The 15,237-nt window shown below is 63.4% G+C and carries 14 protein-coding genes; all 14 read left to right on the top strand.

What is annotated here, in order from left to right; all coding sequences use genetic code 11:
- Positions 1-45 precede the first annotated feature (45 nt).
- The 14 genes from ASB65_RS10845 to ASB65_RS10910 all read left to right on the top strand — a co-directional run bounded on the left by ASB65_RS10845 (position 46) and on the right by ASB65_RS10910 (position 15,115).
- The gene (locus ASB65_RS10845) at positions 46-684 is read left to right on the top strand and encodes a TIGR02217 family protein (RefSeq protein WP_060723971.1); all 639 of its coding nucleotides are present in this window, start codon (positions 46-48) and stop codon (positions 682-684) included.
- Positions 681-1,565 (top strand): DUF2163 domain-containing protein, encoded by an 885-nt coding sequence (locus ASB65_RS10850; protein WP_060723972.1) that lies wholly within the window; start codon positions 681-683, stop codon positions 1,563-1,565. Before ASB65_RS10845 ends, ASB65_RS10850 begins: the two co-directional genes overlap by 4 nt.
- The gene (locus ASB65_RS10855) at positions 1,562-1,996 is read left to right on the top strand and encodes an NlpC/P60 family protein (protein WP_060723973.1); all 435 of its coding nucleotides are present in this window, start codon (positions 1,562-1,564) and stop codon (positions 1,994-1,996) included. Before ASB65_RS10850 ends, ASB65_RS10855 begins: the two co-directional genes overlap by 4 nt.
- 16 nt (positions 1,997-2,012) lie before the next feature.
- Positions 2,013-5,783 carry a baseplate multidomain protein megatron gene (locus ASB65_RS10860; protein ID WP_060723974.1) on the top strand — a complete coding sequence of 1,257 codons (3,771 nt, stop codon included), beginning with the start codon at positions 2,013-2,015 and terminating at the stop codon, positions 5,781-5,783.
- A 34-nt stretch (positions 5,784-5,817) separates the two neighbouring features.
- A complete protein-coding gene (locus tag ASB65_RS10865) occupies positions 5,818-6,024 on the top strand; it encodes a hypothetical protein (RefSeq protein ID WP_060724183.1) in 207 nt (68 codons plus the stop codon).
- A gap of 137 nt (positions 6,025-6,161) precedes the next feature.
- Positions 6,162-6,416, top strand: coding sequence for a hypothetical protein (locus tag ASB65_RS10870; RefSeq protein WP_003497070.1), 255 nt, complete (start codon positions 6,162-6,164; stop codon positions 6,414-6,416).
- 93 nt (positions 6,417-6,509) lie between these two features.
- The gene (locus tag ASB65_RS10875; protein WP_003509815.1) at positions 6,510-7,181 is read left to right on the top strand and encodes a response regulator transcription factor; all 672 of its coding nucleotides are present in this window, start codon (positions 6,510-6,512) and stop codon (positions 7,179-7,181) included.
- Complete coding sequence (locus ASB65_RS10880; RefSeq protein WP_003509813.1) at positions 7,171-8,571, top strand: sensor histidine kinase; 1,401 nt, start codon at positions 7,171-7,173, stop codon at positions 8,569-8,571. The genes ASB65_RS10875 and ASB65_RS10880 overlap by 11 nt, the downstream gene beginning before the upstream one ends.
- Positions 8,572-8,676: 105 nt before the next feature.
- The gene (locus ASB65_RS10885) at positions 8,677-9,105 is read left to right on the top strand and encodes a membrane protein (protein WP_031233662.1); all 429 of its coding nucleotides are present in this window, start codon (positions 8,677-8,679) and stop codon (positions 9,103-9,105) included.
- A gap of 160 nt (positions 9,106-9,265) precedes the next feature.
- Positions 9,266-10,429: a c-type cytochrome biogenesis protein CcmI gene (gene ccmI, locus ASB65_RS10890; RefSeq protein WP_060723975.1), complete on the top strand. Its 1,164-nt coding sequence runs from the start codon at positions 9,266-9,268 to the stop codon at positions 10,427-10,429.
- On the top strand, positions 10,426-10,938 hold the full coding sequence (gene ccmE / locus ASB65_RS10895) for a cytochrome c maturation protein CcmE (protein ID WP_020809581.1): 513 nt from the start codon (positions 10,426-10,428) through the stop codon (positions 10,936-10,938). The genes ccmI and ccmE overlap by 4 nt, the downstream gene beginning before the upstream one ends.
- A complete protein-coding gene (locus tag ASB65_RS10900; protein ID WP_003509804.1) occupies positions 10,935-12,926 on the top strand; it encodes a heme lyase CcmF/NrfE family subunit in 1,992 nt (663 codons plus the stop codon). Before ccmE ends, ASB65_RS10900 begins: the two co-directional genes overlap by 4 nt.
- Positions 12,923-13,390 carry a cytochrome c-type biogenesis protein CcmH gene (locus ASB65_RS10905; RefSeq protein ID WP_020009719.1) on the top strand — a complete coding sequence of 156 codons (468 nt, stop codon included), beginning with the start codon at positions 12,923-12,925 and terminating at the stop codon, positions 13,388-13,390. Before ASB65_RS10900 ends, ASB65_RS10905 begins: the two co-directional genes overlap by 4 nt.
- A 156-nt stretch (positions 13,391-13,546) precedes the next feature.
- The gene (locus ASB65_RS10910) at positions 13,547-15,115 is read left to right on the top strand and encodes a Do family serine endopeptidase (RefSeq protein ID WP_060723976.1); all 1,569 of its coding nucleotides are present in this window, start codon (positions 13,547-13,549) and stop codon (positions 15,113-15,115) included.
- Positions 15,116-15,237 lie beyond the last annotated feature (122 nt).

Here is a 15,237-nt window from a genome sequence, read left to right on the forward strand (position 1 = left end):
GCGCTCACTTTCCCAGACCATCGAAAAGAATCCAGGAACAACGACATGGCGGCATTTCATGAAGTGCGCTTTCCGCTGCGGCTCGCGCTCGGCGTCAGCGGCGGGCCGGTGAGGCGGACGGATATCGTCAACCTGTCCAATGGCCGCGAGAGCCGCAACCAGCGCTGGAGGAACGCCAGGCGCAGCTATGACGCCGGATCCGGCATCCGCTCCGTCGCCGATCTCTATGAGGTGCTCGCCTTTTTCGAGGCGCGGCGCGGTGAGCTTTACGGCTTTCGTTTTCGCGATCCCGTGGATTTCAAATCCTGCCCGCCGGTAGAGACGCCTGCCTCGACCGATCAGAGGATTGGTACCGGCGATGGGGTGACGGCGGGTTTTCAGTTGCTGAAGACCTATGCCGATGCCGGCGGCTCCTTCACGCGGCGGATCGATAAACCCGCGGAGGGTTCGGTCATTGTTTCGGTCGAGGGGGTGAAGGCCGAAGCGGCCGCTATCTCGGTCGATCACACCACCGGCATGGTGACCTTCCGGGCTGGGTGGGTGCCGCCTGCCGGCGCTGCAATCCGTGCCGGTTTCGAATTCGACGTGCCGGTCCGTTTCGCGATCGACCGTATCGACGTAAACCTGACCGTTTTCCAGGCGGGCCGCATTCCCTCCATTCCACTGATGGAAATCCTGCCATGAAAACCATTCCCGCCGCCCTTGCCGAGCATCTCAAGGGAGATGCGACGACCACATGCCATTGCTGGAAGGTGACACTGAAGGATGGCGTCACGATCGGTTTTACCGATCATGATGAGATGATCGTGTTCCGCGGCACCTCCTACCTTGCCGCCAGCGGCTTTTCGGCCAGCGACAGCGACAGCGAAATGGGGCTGGGCGCGAGTGCCGGGGAGGTGGCGGGCGGTTTTTCGAGCGAGGCGATTGCGGAAGACGATCTGGCCGCCGGGCGTTTCGATGGTGCGAGGGTGGAGCTTTTCCTCGTCAACTGGCAGGCGCCTGACCAGCATATGCTGCTGAACATGCGCGAGATTGGCGAGGTGACACGGGCTGGCGGGGCGTTTCGCGCCGAGCTGCGCAGCCTTGCCCATCGCCTCGGCCAGCCGCAGGGCAGGGTCTATGGGCGTCGCTGCGATGCCGCACTCGGGGACAGGCGTTGCGGTGTCGATCTCGGGCCGCTCAGCGGTCATGGCAGCCTAGCGGCGGTGGATGCCTCGGGCGGCCTGCTCGTGTCAGGGCTCGATGCCTTTGCCGATGGTTTTTTCAGCCGGGGAAAGCTCCGCTTTCTGGCTGGCCTGCTGGCGGCCAAGAGTTTCGACCTCGATGGCCACGAGCGGCGTGACGGCGGCGTGCATCTGTCCTTCTGGCTGCCGCCGGAACAGCTGCCTTCGCCGGGGGACACGTTTTCTGTCACCGCCGGCTGCGACAAGAGTTTCACCACTTGCCGGGCGAAATTCACCAATCATCTGAATTTCCGGGGCTTCCCGCATCTGCCGGGGGCGGATTTCGCCTATTCCTATGCGAGCGGCGGTGAGAGCCATGACGGTGGGGCGCTGTTTCCATGAGCGACACCGGCGAAAGAGTGCTGGCGCTCGCCGGAGGCTGGATCGGCACGCCCTATCGGCATCAGGCCTCGTTGAAGGGTGTCGGCTGCGATTGCCTCGGCCTCATCCGCGGCATCTGGCGCGGCGTTTACGGCCACGAACCGGAATTGCCGCCGCCCTATGCGCCCGATTGGGCTGAACGCGGCGGCGAGGACCGGTTGATGGCGGCGGCGGAACGCCATTTTCTGGCGGTTCCTCGCATGGAAGAGGCAAGGTCGGGAGACCTGCTGCTGTTTCGCTGGCGGGCCGATGCGGCGGCCAAACATCTCGGCATTCTGGCCGGGTCACAGCATTTCATCCATGCCTATGAACAGGCGGCGGTGGTGCGTTCGGCGCTGGTGCCGGGCTGGAGGCGGCGCATCGCCGGTATCTTCCGTTTTCCCGATCCCTGAGTTTTTCGAGGCGAGCATGGCGACAATCGTTTTTCAGGCGGCGGGTGCGGCGCTCGGCGGCATTTTCGGTCCTTTGGGCGCAATGATCGGCCGGGCGGCCGGGGCGCTGGCGGGCAATGCCATCGACCGCACGCTGCTTTCGAACGGGCGGACGGTAACGGGCGCGCGTCTTTCGACGGCGCGCATTCCGGGGGCGGATGAGGGGGCGGCGATCAGCCGGCTTTATGGCACCGCAAGGATCGGCGGCACGCTGATCTGGGCGACGCGTTTTGAAGAAAGCATCGAGGTGGAGCGCCGCGGCGGCAAGGGCAACCGTGGCCCGAAGGTCGAAACCTTTCGCTATTTTGCCAATGTCGCCATCGGCCTGTGCGAAGGTGAGGCGGCCATGGTGCGGCGTGTCTGGGCCGATGGGCGGGAGTTGGACCTGAGCGCCATCGAGATGCGTTTTTATTCCGGCAGCGAGACACAATTGCCCGATCCTTTGATCGAGGCGAAGCAGGGGGCGGGCAATGCGCCGGCCTTTCGCGGACTGGCCTATGTGGTGTTCGAACGCCTGCCGCTCGATACTTATGGCAACCGCATTCCGCTGATGCAGTTCGAAGTGGTGCGGCCTGTCGGACGGCTGGAAAAAGCCATCCGCGCCATCACCATCATCCCCGGCGCAACGGAACATGGTTACGCCACCGTGCAGGTTTCCGAACGAACGGGCATCGGCCAAAGCCGCATCATGAACCGCAATGGTTTGACCGCCGCGACGGATTGGCAGGCGGCAATCGACGAATTGCAGGCGCTCTGCCCCAATCTTGAGAGCGTGGCGCTGGTGGTGAGCTGGTTCGGCACGGATATGCGGGTGGGTGAATGCCGCATTCTGCCCGGCGTGGAGGTGGACGGCCGGGATGGGGAAACGATGCCATGGTCCGTCGCCGGCCTTTCGCGCGGCGAGGCGCATCTCGTCAGCCATCACGGCGACGGTCCCGCCTATGGCGGTACACCCAACGACGAAAGCGTGTTGCAGGCCATCGCCGATCTCAAGGCGCGGGGTTTGCGAGTGTGCCTTTATCCCTTCGTGATGATGGATGTTCCCGTCGATAACGGTCTTGCCGACCCCTATGGCAAAAGCGAGCAGGACGCTTATGCCTGGCGCGGGCGCATCACCTGCTTTCCCGCACCCGGCAGGGCCGGTTCTGCGGATCGCAGCGCTGGCGCACGGACGCAGGTTTCCGCCTTCTGCAATCGCCATGAAGGTTACCGGCGCATGGTGCTGCATTATGCGGCGCTGGCGGCTCGGGCGGGCGGGGTGGATGCCTTCCTGATCGGCTCGGAACTGCGCGGGCTGACGGCGCTGAGAGACGAGAATGATGCCTTTCCCTTTGTCGAGGAACTGGTGCGGTTGGCGGGCGACGTACGGGCCGTGATGGGGCCGGCGGTGAAGCTGACCTATGCGGCGGACTGGAGCGAATATTTCGGCCACCAGCCGGCAGATGGTTCGGGCGACGTGTTCTTCCACCTCGACCCGCTCTGGGCGAGCCCTGAGATCGATGCTGTTGGCATCGACAATTACATGCCGCTCTCTGACTGGCGTGACGAGGATGCCGCGAACGGCAGTCCCGATGGCATGACCGGCCCGGATGATGCCGCCGCATTCCGTTATGCCATCACGGCAGGTGAGGGCTTCGACTGGTATTATTTCAGTGACGCAGACCGCGCAGCACGGCGGCGCACGCCGATTACGGACGGGCTGAAGGGCAAGCCTTGGGTGTTCCGCTACAAGGATATCAGGAACTGGTGGGGCAACCTCCATCACGGCCGGGTGCGGGGAGTGGAGAAATCCACGCCGACCGCATGGGTGCCGGGCTCGAAGCCGATCTGGTTCACCGAACTCGGCTGCCCGGCGGTGGACAAGAGCGCGACACGCCCCAATGTCTTTCCCGATCCGAAATCGGCGGAAAACGCCTTTCCTTATTTCTCCCGCCGAAGCCGCGCCGACAGCCAGCAGCGGCGGTTTCTCGAGGCGCATCTCGACCATTGGCGTGAGGCCGCAGCGATGGTCGATGCAGACAGGGTCTATCTGTGGACCTGGGATGCACGGCCTTTTCCCGCCTTTCCGCAGAATGGCGCGGCATGGAGCGATGGGGCGAACTGGCGCACTGGCCACTGGCTGAATGGCCGGCTGGGAACGGCCACACTCGCCGATACCATCGCCGCCATCCTCACCGATCACGGCTTTTCCGCCTTCGACGTGTCCGCCGTCAGCGGTGTGACCTCGGCCCGCAACCTCCTGGAGCCGCTGATGGCGGCTTTCCAGGTGGATGTGGCGGAAGATGGCGGAACCCTGCGCTTCCGCTCCCGTAACACGGCGGTTTTGCCGGTCCGCGATATTGCCGTGCTGGCCGATCTGGAGGACGAGCCGCTCTGGTCGGAAAGTCGCGGCCATGACAGCGATTTTGCGGCAGAGGCCGTGCTGACGTCTTTCAACCCGGCGCTGGATTACGAGCAGGGGAGTGCAAGGTCCCGCCGCATCGACAATGCCGGTAGCCGGGTCATGCGGCTTGATCTCAACGCCGCCCTGCCTGCGGAAACTGCGGAGGCGGCGGTCGAGGCGCTGTTGCGCGACAACCGGCAGGCGCAGCGCAGCCTGCGCTTTGCCCTGCCGCCTTCTGAAATCACCATCGAACCCGGCGATTGCATCCGCCTGCCGGAAGGCGCCTTTCCGCAAGCGCCTTCCGGGCGGTTTCTGGTGAGCCGCATTGAGGACGGCGCGGTGCGGCAGATGGAGGCGCGGGCCTTTTCCGCCGCCTTTTCGGTTTTCGCTGGTGGTGCGGAGGAACGGCGCAGCAACGCCGCAAGCGGTGCGGAAGGGTTCGCGCCCGAGGTACTGTTTCTCGATCTTCCCTGCCATGACGGCACCGCGCCGGAGGATTCGGCGCGGATTGCCGCCCTCGCAAAGCCCTGGCGGCCCATCATCATTTCCGCGTCGCCGGGCAGGGAAGGTTACCGGCGGCGCGTTCTGCTTGACCGGCCGGCGATGATCGGCGCGCTGGCAATGCCGCTGATATCAGGCCCTCCCGGCCGTTTCGACCGGAAAAACACCATCCTCGTCGATCTGCCCTTCGGTGAAGTGTCGTCGGCCGCGGAGCTTTCGGTGCTGAACGGCGAGAACCGTCTCGCCATCAAGGCCGCAAACGGCGTGTGGGAAATCGTCGCTTTCGCAAAGGCCGAAGAAATCGCACCCTCACGTTGGCGGCTTTCCTCTCTCCTGCGGGGACTGGCCGGCACGGAAGACGCACTGGCCGCAGGCGCGCCAAAGGGGGCGCCGGCGGTGGTTCTGGATCAGGCGGTGCAGCCGCTGGGTCTTGCCGCGAGCGAGCGCGGACGACGCCTGAGCTGGATCGCGGAAGCTGCGGGAATGGCGGGCGCAATGAGCGGGCCTTTTGCCTTCGAGGGAGGCTTGCGGGCGCTGACGCCGCTCGCGCCGGTCCATCTTTCCGCCGAACGGCGCGGGGATGGCGTGCTGTTCAGGTGGAAACGTCGGGGCCGGGTGGAGGCCGACGGCTGGGATGCGAGCGAGATCCCGCTGGACGAGCCCTTCGAGCTTTATCGCGTCGAGGTGCTGGACGGCGAGACGGTGCGGCGCGTGGCGGAGGTTTCAGAACCCGTGTGGTTTTACCCCGCCGCAGACGAACTCACAGATTTCCCGGCCTTGCGGGATCACATTTCCGTGCGTGTCCGCCAGCTCGGCCGCGCGGTGCCCTCGGGCGTGGCGGCCAAGGCCGTTCTGCCGATCTGACATGTGTCTGAAAAACAACGCAAAGGATGAGATTATGGACAGTACCAAAGCGTGGTATCAATCGCGCACGATCTGGGGTGCTCTGGTCGCGGTTTTCGCACCGCTTTTCAGCATTGCCGGCCTTGAGCTGCCCGCCGGTCTGCAAGGCGAACTTGCGGACGAGCTGGTGACGGTTGCGGGCGGAATTGGCGGCCTGATCGCACTTTACGGCCGCCTTTCGGCGACCAGCGCCATTCGCTGACAGCACATGCGAAGACGCCGCTCCCGCGTTACGCCCTTGCGGCGGGGGCGGCATTCATTTGCCATTCAGACGCTTTGCGCTACATATTCGGTCACAATACGGTTCGAGACGCACCCGGTTTTTTGGAAGTTTGTGCAATGGCATCACCTCTCATCATCGCGACGCTTGCAGCCGGGCTTTCCGGTTTCACGGCGCCCGAGGCTGATCTGCAGGGCCATTACATACTGGCGGCGAGCGACTGCGGCGCAGCCGTTGCCCGCGTCGTGCGCGAAACCGGTGGTCAGCTGCTTTCGGTCTATCCTTCCGGCGATGGTCAGTCCTGTGTCGTCACCGTTCTCGTCCAGGGTAATGGCGAGCGCCCGCGCAAGGTGACGATGCGCGTGCCGATGTAGCTTGCCCGCATCGCCGAAATATCGGAAAACAATCCGAAACATTTAGCATGACCGACCCCGCGCGCGGGCCGGGACGGAAGGAAAGGGCTGATAATGCGTATTCTCGTTGTTGAGGACGATGCCAATCTCAATCGGCAGCTGACCGACGCGCTGAAAGAAGCCGGTTATGTTGTCGATCAGGCATTTGACGGCGAGGAAGGGCATTATCTCGGCGATACCGAGCCCTATGACGCGATCGTTCTCGATATCGGCCTGCCGCAGCTGGATGGCATTACCGTCGTCGAAAAATGGCGTGCGGCCGGCAAGGCCATGCCTGTTCTCATCCTCACCGCCCGCGACCGCTGGAGCGACAAGGTCGCCGGCATTGACGCCGGCGCCGATGACTACGTCACCAAGCCTTTCCATGTCGAAGAGGTTCTCGCCCGTGTGCGCGCGCTCATCCGCCGCGCCGCCGGCCATGCCTCCTCCGAACTCGTCTGCGGCCCGGTCCGGCTCGACACCAAATCCTCCAAGGCGACCGTCAACGGTACGACGCTGAAGCTCACCTCGCATGAGTTCCGGCTGTTGTCCTATCTCATGCATCACATGGGCGAGGTCGTGTCGCGCACGGAGCTGGTCGAACATATGTACGATCAGGATTTCGACCGCGATTCCAATACGATCGAGGTGTTTGTCGGACGTTTGCGCAAGAAGCTCGGGGTTGATCTGATCGAGACGATCCGTGGTCTCGGTTACCGGATGCAAGCGCCGGCAGATGCGAAGTAATTCTCTCACCGCCCGCGTTCTGCTGCTCGCCTCGCTATGGTCGGCGCTGGCGCTGGTGGTGATCGCCGTCGTCATCTCGACGCTTTACCGGCAGGGGGTGGAGCGCAGCTTCACCGATCTTCTCAGGGCGCAGCTCTATAACGTCATCAATTCCGTGACGATTTCCAACGAGAATACGCTGGCCGGCAGCCCGCAGCTCGGCGACCTGCGTTTTTCGCAGCCCGATACCGGCTGGTACTGGGTTGTCGAGCCGCTTGGCAATTTCCAGACCGCGCCGCTGGTTTCCTCGTCGCTGGGCGTCTCCACCTTGCCGGTGCCGAGCATTCTCGATGCGCCCTTCGACAACCGCTATGAGCGCTTTTATGCCGTGACCGACGAGGCCGGCAATCAGGTGCGTGTGGCGGAAACCGAAGTCGTGCTGGATGGCGAGGGGCGTGCCGCGCGTTTCCGCGTTTCCGGCAATCTGAATGTCGTGGAAGACGATGTACGGGATTTCTCCAACAGCCTCTATCTGGCGCTCGCCGTTTTCGGTGTGGGCAGTCTGGTCGTCAATGGCCTCGCCATTCTCTACAGTCTGCGGCCGCTCGATCAGGCTCGCGTCGCGCTTGGCAAGATCAGGGGCGGGGAGGCGGAAAGCCTAGAAGGTGAATTCCCGCGCGAAATCCAGCCGTTGGCCAATGAGGTCAACGCGCTCATCGACAGCAATCGCCGCCTCGTGGAGCGCGCCCGCATGCAGGTGGGCAACCTCGCGCATTCGCTGAAGACGCCGATCGCCGTTCTTCTCAACGAGGCGCGCACGCTGGACCCGCAGCATGGCGATCTGGTGCGGGCGCAGGCCGATGCCATGCAGGCGCAGGTGCAATCCTATCTCTCCCGCGCCCGCATCGCCGCCCAGCGCGGTTCTATCCTCGCCCGCGTGGAAGCGGAACCGGCACTGGAACGGCTGGTGCGCGTCATGCGTCGCCTGAACCCCGACAAGCAGTTTGTCCTGAATTTCGAGCAGGCCGGCGCCGTGCTTGGCATGGAGCAGCAGGATCTGGAGGAGGTCGTCGGCAATCTTCTGGAAAATGCCGCGCGTTTTGCGCAGACGCGCGTGGTCATCACGCTTGCGACCGGCACGCACCCATCGTCCGACGCCGAAATCGCCCGTCGCTCCTGGGTGGAGCTGACTGTCGAGGATGACGGGCCGGGGCTGGAGCCGGGACAGATCAGCGAAGCGATGAAGCGCGGCAGGCGGCTGGACGAGAGCCGGCCGGGCACGGGTCTCGGATTGTCGATCGTTTCCGAGGTGGTGTCAGAGTACCATGGCCGCTTTTCGCTGTCGCGCAGCGCCATCGGCGGCCTTAAAGCCGATCTGATTTTGCCGGGCCTTTCGAAAGAGCTTGCGTGAGGCAAGAAAAAAGGCAAGAAATTCAATGCCGGTATATTAGGTGCAATGCGGTAGGAAAGAGGACAGGGTTTGGTTGACGTGTATGATGGCTGCCGCTCCGTGACAATGCGTTCGCTGGTGTCACGCCCGGCACTTCTCTCGATCCTGTGCGTATCGATGCTGAGCGCCTGCACCACCACGGGCACCCGCCCGGCGGGCGGCGGCCTGTTTGGCCGCTCTGCGCAGCCCTCGACGCCCTTTCTTGCCAATCTGGAAGGCGGTATTGTCGGGCGAAGCGGCGTTGAGCTTGACAGGGGTGACCAGACCAAGGCGCTGGAAGCCGAATATAAGGCGCTGGAAACGGCTCCGGTCGGCACGCCTGTCACCTGGACGGGCGATGACGCCAAGGGCCAGGTGGTCGCCAATGCGCCCTATCAGGTCGGCAATCAGAATTGCCGGCAATATTCGCATACCTTGACGGTCGACGGACGGGAAACCAGGGCGCGCGGTGCAGCCTGCCGCAATGCCGATGGAAGCTGGTCGCCGCTGACGTAACCAGTTTGACGTAAATCAAGGTCACGGGCCTTTTGCGATGACAAGAAGAGGCATAGCGGTGCAGCCGGGAGATGGCCTGCGGTGCGGCGTGATGTCTCAAATTCGCGTCATCCCCGCGCTTCATGTTTCCATGTGCCGCGCATTCGAGTAATTGAGCCTTATGTTCTGGATTGTCGTTGCGATATTGACGGCGGCTGTTGCCATCGTCCTGATGTACCCGCTGATGCGGAAGACCGAGGCGCCCGAGACGCGCCGCGACGGTGAGGTTGCCGTTTATCGCGACCAGCTGGCCGAACTCGACCGCGAACGCGCCGCCGGCCTGATCGGGCAAACCGAAGCGGATTATGCCCGCGCCGAAATCGGCCGCCGGCTTCTCGCTGCCGCCGAGACGGAAGAGCAGCCCGGCAGAGAGGCGCGTCCGCTGCGGCACAATCTCGCCGCCAGCCTCATCACCATTCTCTTGCCCGCACTCGGCCTCTGTCTTTACATCTGGAACGGCAGTCCGGAGGTGCCGGACATGCCGCTCGAGGCACGTCTTGAAAAGCCCGGTAACGACATGAACCTGCTGGTCGCACGGGCCGAAAGGCATCTGGCGCAGAACCCGGATGACGGCGCGGGCTGGGACATTCTCGCGCCGATCTATTTCAAGACATTGCGGCTTGGCGATGCCGAGCTTGCCTATCGCAATGCGCTTCGTATTCTGGGCCCGAGCGCCGAACGATTGACGGGCCTTGGCGAAACGCGGGTTGCCGGCAATGACGGCATCGTCATAGAGGCCGCGCGCGATGCGTTTGCGCAGGCCGAACAGTTGAAACCCGGCAATCCGCGCGCCCGCTTCTATCTGGCGCTTTCGCTGGAGCAGGCGGGCAAGGCGGAGGAAGCACGCGCGGCCTTTGCAGCGCTGGCGGCCGATGCGCCGGCCGGCGCGCCGTGGCTGCCGCTGGTTCAAGAGCATATCGCCCGCCCCGGCGGCGCGGCGCCCCCCGCCGCACCCGGCCCGAACGCTGAGGATATGGCGGCGGCCAACGACATGACGGCTTCCGACCGGCAGGCGATGATCGAAGGCATGGTGTCGAGCCTCGATGCCAAGCTCAAGGAAAACCCCGCCGATTTTGAAGGCTGGATGCGGCTTGTACGCGCCTATTCGGTGCTGAAGAACGAAGCCAAGGCTGGAGAGGCCCTGCGGGCGGGGCTGAAGGCTTTCCCGCCGGAGGGTGAACAGGGCAGGCAGCTTCTGGCGCTGGCGAAGGAGCTGGGCGTTTCCGCCGGGCCGATCCGTACGAACGGGCAACAGGATGCTGCGCCGCAGGGAGTGACGCAATGACCCGCAAACAGAAACGTCTCGCGATCATCGGCGGCGGCATGAGCTTCATCGTTGCAGCCGTACTGCTCGTCATGTTCGCCTTTGGCCAGTCGATTGCCTATTTCTACATGCCCGCCGATCTGGAGAAGACGCCCGTCAACCCCGGCACCCGCATCCGCCTTGGCGGGCTGGTGGCGGAAGGCTCGATCAAGCGCGGCGAGGGCCGCACGGTGAGCTTTACGGTGACAGATGGCGAGGCCAATGTGCCGGTCAGCTATACCGGCATCCTGCCCGATCTCTTTCGCGAAGGGCAGGGCGTGGTGACCGAAGGCATGTTCGACGCCGCGACCCACGGCTTCGTGGCCGACAGCGTGCTGGCCAAGCACGATGAGAACTACATGCCGAAGGAAGTGGCAGACCGGCTGAAGGACAAGGGCCTGTGGCAACATGGCGGAGAGGGTGAGGAACCCGCCGCCGCGACGCCGTCGGCCAGTGCGACTTCGCCCGACAAGACCGGAGCAACCAAATGATCAACGAGATCGGCCATTACGTTCTGGTGCTGGCGCTTGGGGTGGGGCTGATCGTCTCGACGCTGCCGGTTATCGGCGCGCGCCGCAACGACCGGGCGCTGATGGATGTCGCCTCGCTCGGCTCGGTCATGATGTTCCTGCTCGTTGGTTTTTCCTTTGCGGCGCTGACGCGGGCCTATGCCGTCTCGGATTTTTCCGTGCGCAACGTCTGGGAAAACTCCCATTCGCTGATGCCGATGATCTACAAGCTGACCGGCGTGTGGGGCAACCATGAAGGCTCCATGCTGCTGTGGCTGCTCATTCTGGTGTTTTTCAGCGCGCTCGTCGCCGCCTTCGGCCGCAACCTGCCGGAAACGCTGAAAGCCAATGTTCTTGCGGTGCAGGCATGGATTTCGGTCGCCTTCCTGCTGTTCATCCTGCTCACCTCCAATCCCTTCCTGCGGCTGGAGCCGGTGCCGGCCGAGGGGCAGGACCTCAATCCGATCCTTCAGGATTTCGGCCTCGCCATCCATCCGCCGCTGCTTTATCTCGGTTATGTCGGCTTTTCCGTCTGCTTTTCCTTCGCCGTCGCAGCGCTGCTGGAAGGGCGCATCGATGCCGCCTGGGCGCGATGGGTGAGGCCGTGGACACTCGCCGCATGGACCTTCCTGACCGCCGGCATTTCCATGGGTTCCTACTGGGCCTATTATGAACTCGGCTGGGGCGGCTGGTGGTTCTGGGATCCGGTGGAAAACGCCTCCTTCATGCCCTGGCTTGCCGGAACCGCGCTGCTTCATTCGGCGCTTGTCATGGAAAAGCGCGAGGCGCTGAAAATCTGGACCGTGCTTCTGGCGATCATGACCTTTTCGCTGTCGCTGCTCGGCACCTTCCTTGTCCGCTCCGGCGTTTTGACCTCCGTGCATGCCTTTGCCACCGATCCGAGCCGCGGCATCTTCATTCTTGGCATTCTGACGGTCTTCATCGGCGGCGCCTTCGCGCTCTTTGCATGGCGCGCTCCCTCGCTGAAGGCCGGGGGGCTGTTTGCGCCGATTTCGCGTGAGGGATCGCTGGTTCTCAACAACCTCATCCTCACGGTGTCCACGGCAACCGTGCTGATCGGCACGCTTTACCCGCTCATTCTCGAAACCCTGACGGGCGAAAAAATCTCGGTCGGCGCGCCTTTCTTCAACCTCACCTTCGGCCTCCTGATGATCCCGATCCTGATCGTCACGCCCTTTGGCCCGATGCTCGCCTGGAAGCGCGGCGATCTGCTCGGCGCATTCCAGCGGCTTTATGTGGCCGCGGCGCTTGCGGCTCTCGCGGGTCTGACGCTCTGGTACATCGAAAATGGCGGTCCGGTGCTGGCCGCCCTCGGCATCGCTGCGGGCTTCTGGCTGATCTTCGGGGCGCTTGCCGATCTCTGGTATCGCGCCAATTTCGGCAAGCTGGCCTTCGGCATCGCATTTCGCCGCCTCAAAGGCCTGCCGCGTTCGGCCTTCGGCACGGCGCTGGCGCATATGGGGCTCGGCATCACCGTGCTCGGCATCGTCATTGTCACCACTTTCGAGACGGAAACGGTGCTGGAGATGAAGGAGGGCATGGTGGCGGAAGCGGGCGGCTACAGCCTCACCTTCGACGGCATCCGCCACGCCGTCGGTCCAAACTTCACCGAGGATCGCGGCCATTTCACCATCCGCAAGGCGGGTGTCGAAGTGGCCGATGTGTGGTCCTCCAAGCGGCTCTATACCGCGCGGCGCATGCCGACGACGGAAGCGGGTATCCTGACCTTCGGCCTCAGCCAGCTTTATGTCTCGCTCGGCGATCCCATGACCGATGGCGGCATGGTGGTGCGCATCTGGTGGAAACCCTTCATCCTGTGCATCTGGGGCGGCACGCTGTTCATGATGGCGGGCGGTTTCATCTCGCTCTCGGACCGGCGTCTGCGGGTCGGTGCGCCGAATCGCAAGGCGAAGCCGGTGCGGGCTGCAATGCCGGAGGCGGCGGAATGAGGGAGTTTGTGGCAGCGCTCGGGCTTCTTCTCACTCTCATCTTCGCTGCGGCCTCTCCAGCCTTCGCGTTCAACCCCGACGAAGTCCTCAAAGACCCGGTGCTGGAACAGCGCGCCCGGAACCTGACGTCTCAGCTCCGCTGCATGGTCTGCCAGAACCAGTCGATCGACGACAGCAATGCCGAACTGGCGCGCGATCTGCGGGTCTTGGTGCGCGAGCGGCTGGTTCAAGGCGACAGCGACAAGGCTGTCATTGACTACGTCGTGTCGCGCTACGGCGAGTTCGTGCTCCTGAAACCGCGCCTCAGCCTTCGCACCGTGCTTCTGTGGGGCGCGCCCATTGGTCTCACCCTTGCCGGGATTTTCGCCGTCTTCGTGTTTTCCCGCCGCCGCGCAAGCCAGGAACAGCCACAGAAGCTGAGCGCGGACGAAGAAGAGCGAATCCGCAATCTCATTGAAAAATAACCGGTTTCCATTTCAGTCCCCGGTTCTTTTTCAACATTACGGATTTTTCATTCGTCAGACACTTCGCCGTAAGGTGTCGCCTCCTATATCTTCATCATCCACCGCTTCTCCCCCGGTCAAACGGGGCCCAGTCTGAATGAAGAAAGAAGGTACACCATGTCTCATTCGCAAAACGGCCATTCCTTGCTGAAGACGGCCTCGCTAAAGACGGCTCTGAAGGCCACGACCGTTGGCGGCCTTGCGGCGCTGATGCTTTCCACCGGCATCGCCGCCCCGATCCTCCACTCGTTTGCGGCCCCCGTCGAGGTGAATGCGCCGCAGGTTCCAAGCTTCGCCAACGTGGTCGATGCGGTATCGCCCGCCGTCGTCTCCGTTCGCGTACAGTCGAACGTGCAGCCCGCTTCCGATGACTCCAGCAATTTCTCCTTCAATTTTGGCGGCCGTGGCCTCGACCAGCTGCCTGATGACCATCCGCTGAAGCGCTTCTTCAAGGAATTCGGTGGTCCGAACCAGGATCGCTCCGAGCGTGGTCCGAATCGCCACCGTGACGGCAAGGGTCCGCTTCGTCCCGTCGCTCAGGGCTCCGGCTTCTTCATCTCCGAAGATGGTTACATCGTCACCAACAACCATGTCGTCGATGACGGCTCCGCCTATACGATCGTGATGAATGACGGTACCGAACTCGAAGCCAAGCTCGTCGGCCGTGATCCGCGCACCGATCTTGCGCTCCTGAAGGTCGATGTGAACCGCAAGTTCACCTATGTGAAGTTTGCCGATGACAGCAAGATCCGCGTCGGTGACTGGGTCGTCGCCGTCGGTAACCCCTTCGGCCTCGGCGGCACGGTGACATCAGGCATTATTTCGGCCCGCGGCCGCGATATCGGCTCCGGCCCCTATGATGATTACCTGCAGATCGACGCCGCCGTGAACCGTGGCAACTCGGGTGGCCCGGCCTTCAACCTCAATGGCGAAGTGGTCGGCATCAATACCGCCATCTTCTCGCCGTCGGGCGGCAATGTCGGCATCGCCTTCGCCATTCCGGCATCCGTCGCCAAGGACGTGATTGCCGATCTGCAGAAGGACGGCAAGGTCGAACGCGGCTGGCTCGGCGTGCAGATCCAGCCGGTCAGCAAGGATATCGCCGAATCGCTTGGCCTCGCTGAAGCAAGCGGCGCGCTCGTCGTTTCGCCGCAGTCCGGCTCGCCGGGCGACAAGGCCGGCATCAAGCAGGGTGACATCATCACCGCCGTCAATGGCGAGCCCGTCAAGGATGCCCGCGACCTGTCGCGCCGCATCGGTGGCATGGCGCCCAACGCCAAGGTTGAAATCTCGCTGTGGCGCGGTGGCAAGTCGCAGTCGGTCACGGTGACGCTGGGTGATCTTACAAGCGACGACGCCTCCAAGGCGACGCCGACCCAGAACGACGACAAGGGCGACCAGTCTTCCAGCGAGAAGGTGCTGTCCAGCCTCGGCCTGACGGTTTCTCCCGCCGATGACGGCAATGGCCTTGCCATCACCGATGTCGACCCCGACAGCGATGCCGCTGCCCGTGGCCTGAAGACGGGCGAGAAGATCACCTCGGTCAACAACCAGCAGGTCGCTTCCGCCGCTGATATCGAGAAGATTCTCGAGCAGGCCAAGAAGGACGGACGCTCCAAGGCGCTGTTCCAGATCCAGACGGATGATGGCAGCCGCTTCATCGCTCTGGATATCGACCAGGGTTGATAAGCTGAAACGCGATGCCGGCTTCTTTTGGGACCCGGCATCGCATCTCGCTCTTGAGACGGGGCGGTTGAGTATGGCAGGGCGCTACGGCCCTTTGTTCTCCCCGTCGGGGAGAAGAAACA

It is taken from the genome of Agrobacterium tumefaciens str. B6 (genome assembly GCF_001541315.1).
GTDB classification, from domain to species: Bacteria; Pseudomonadota; Alphaproteobacteria; order Rhizobiales; family Rhizobiaceae; genus Agrobacterium; species Agrobacterium radiobacter.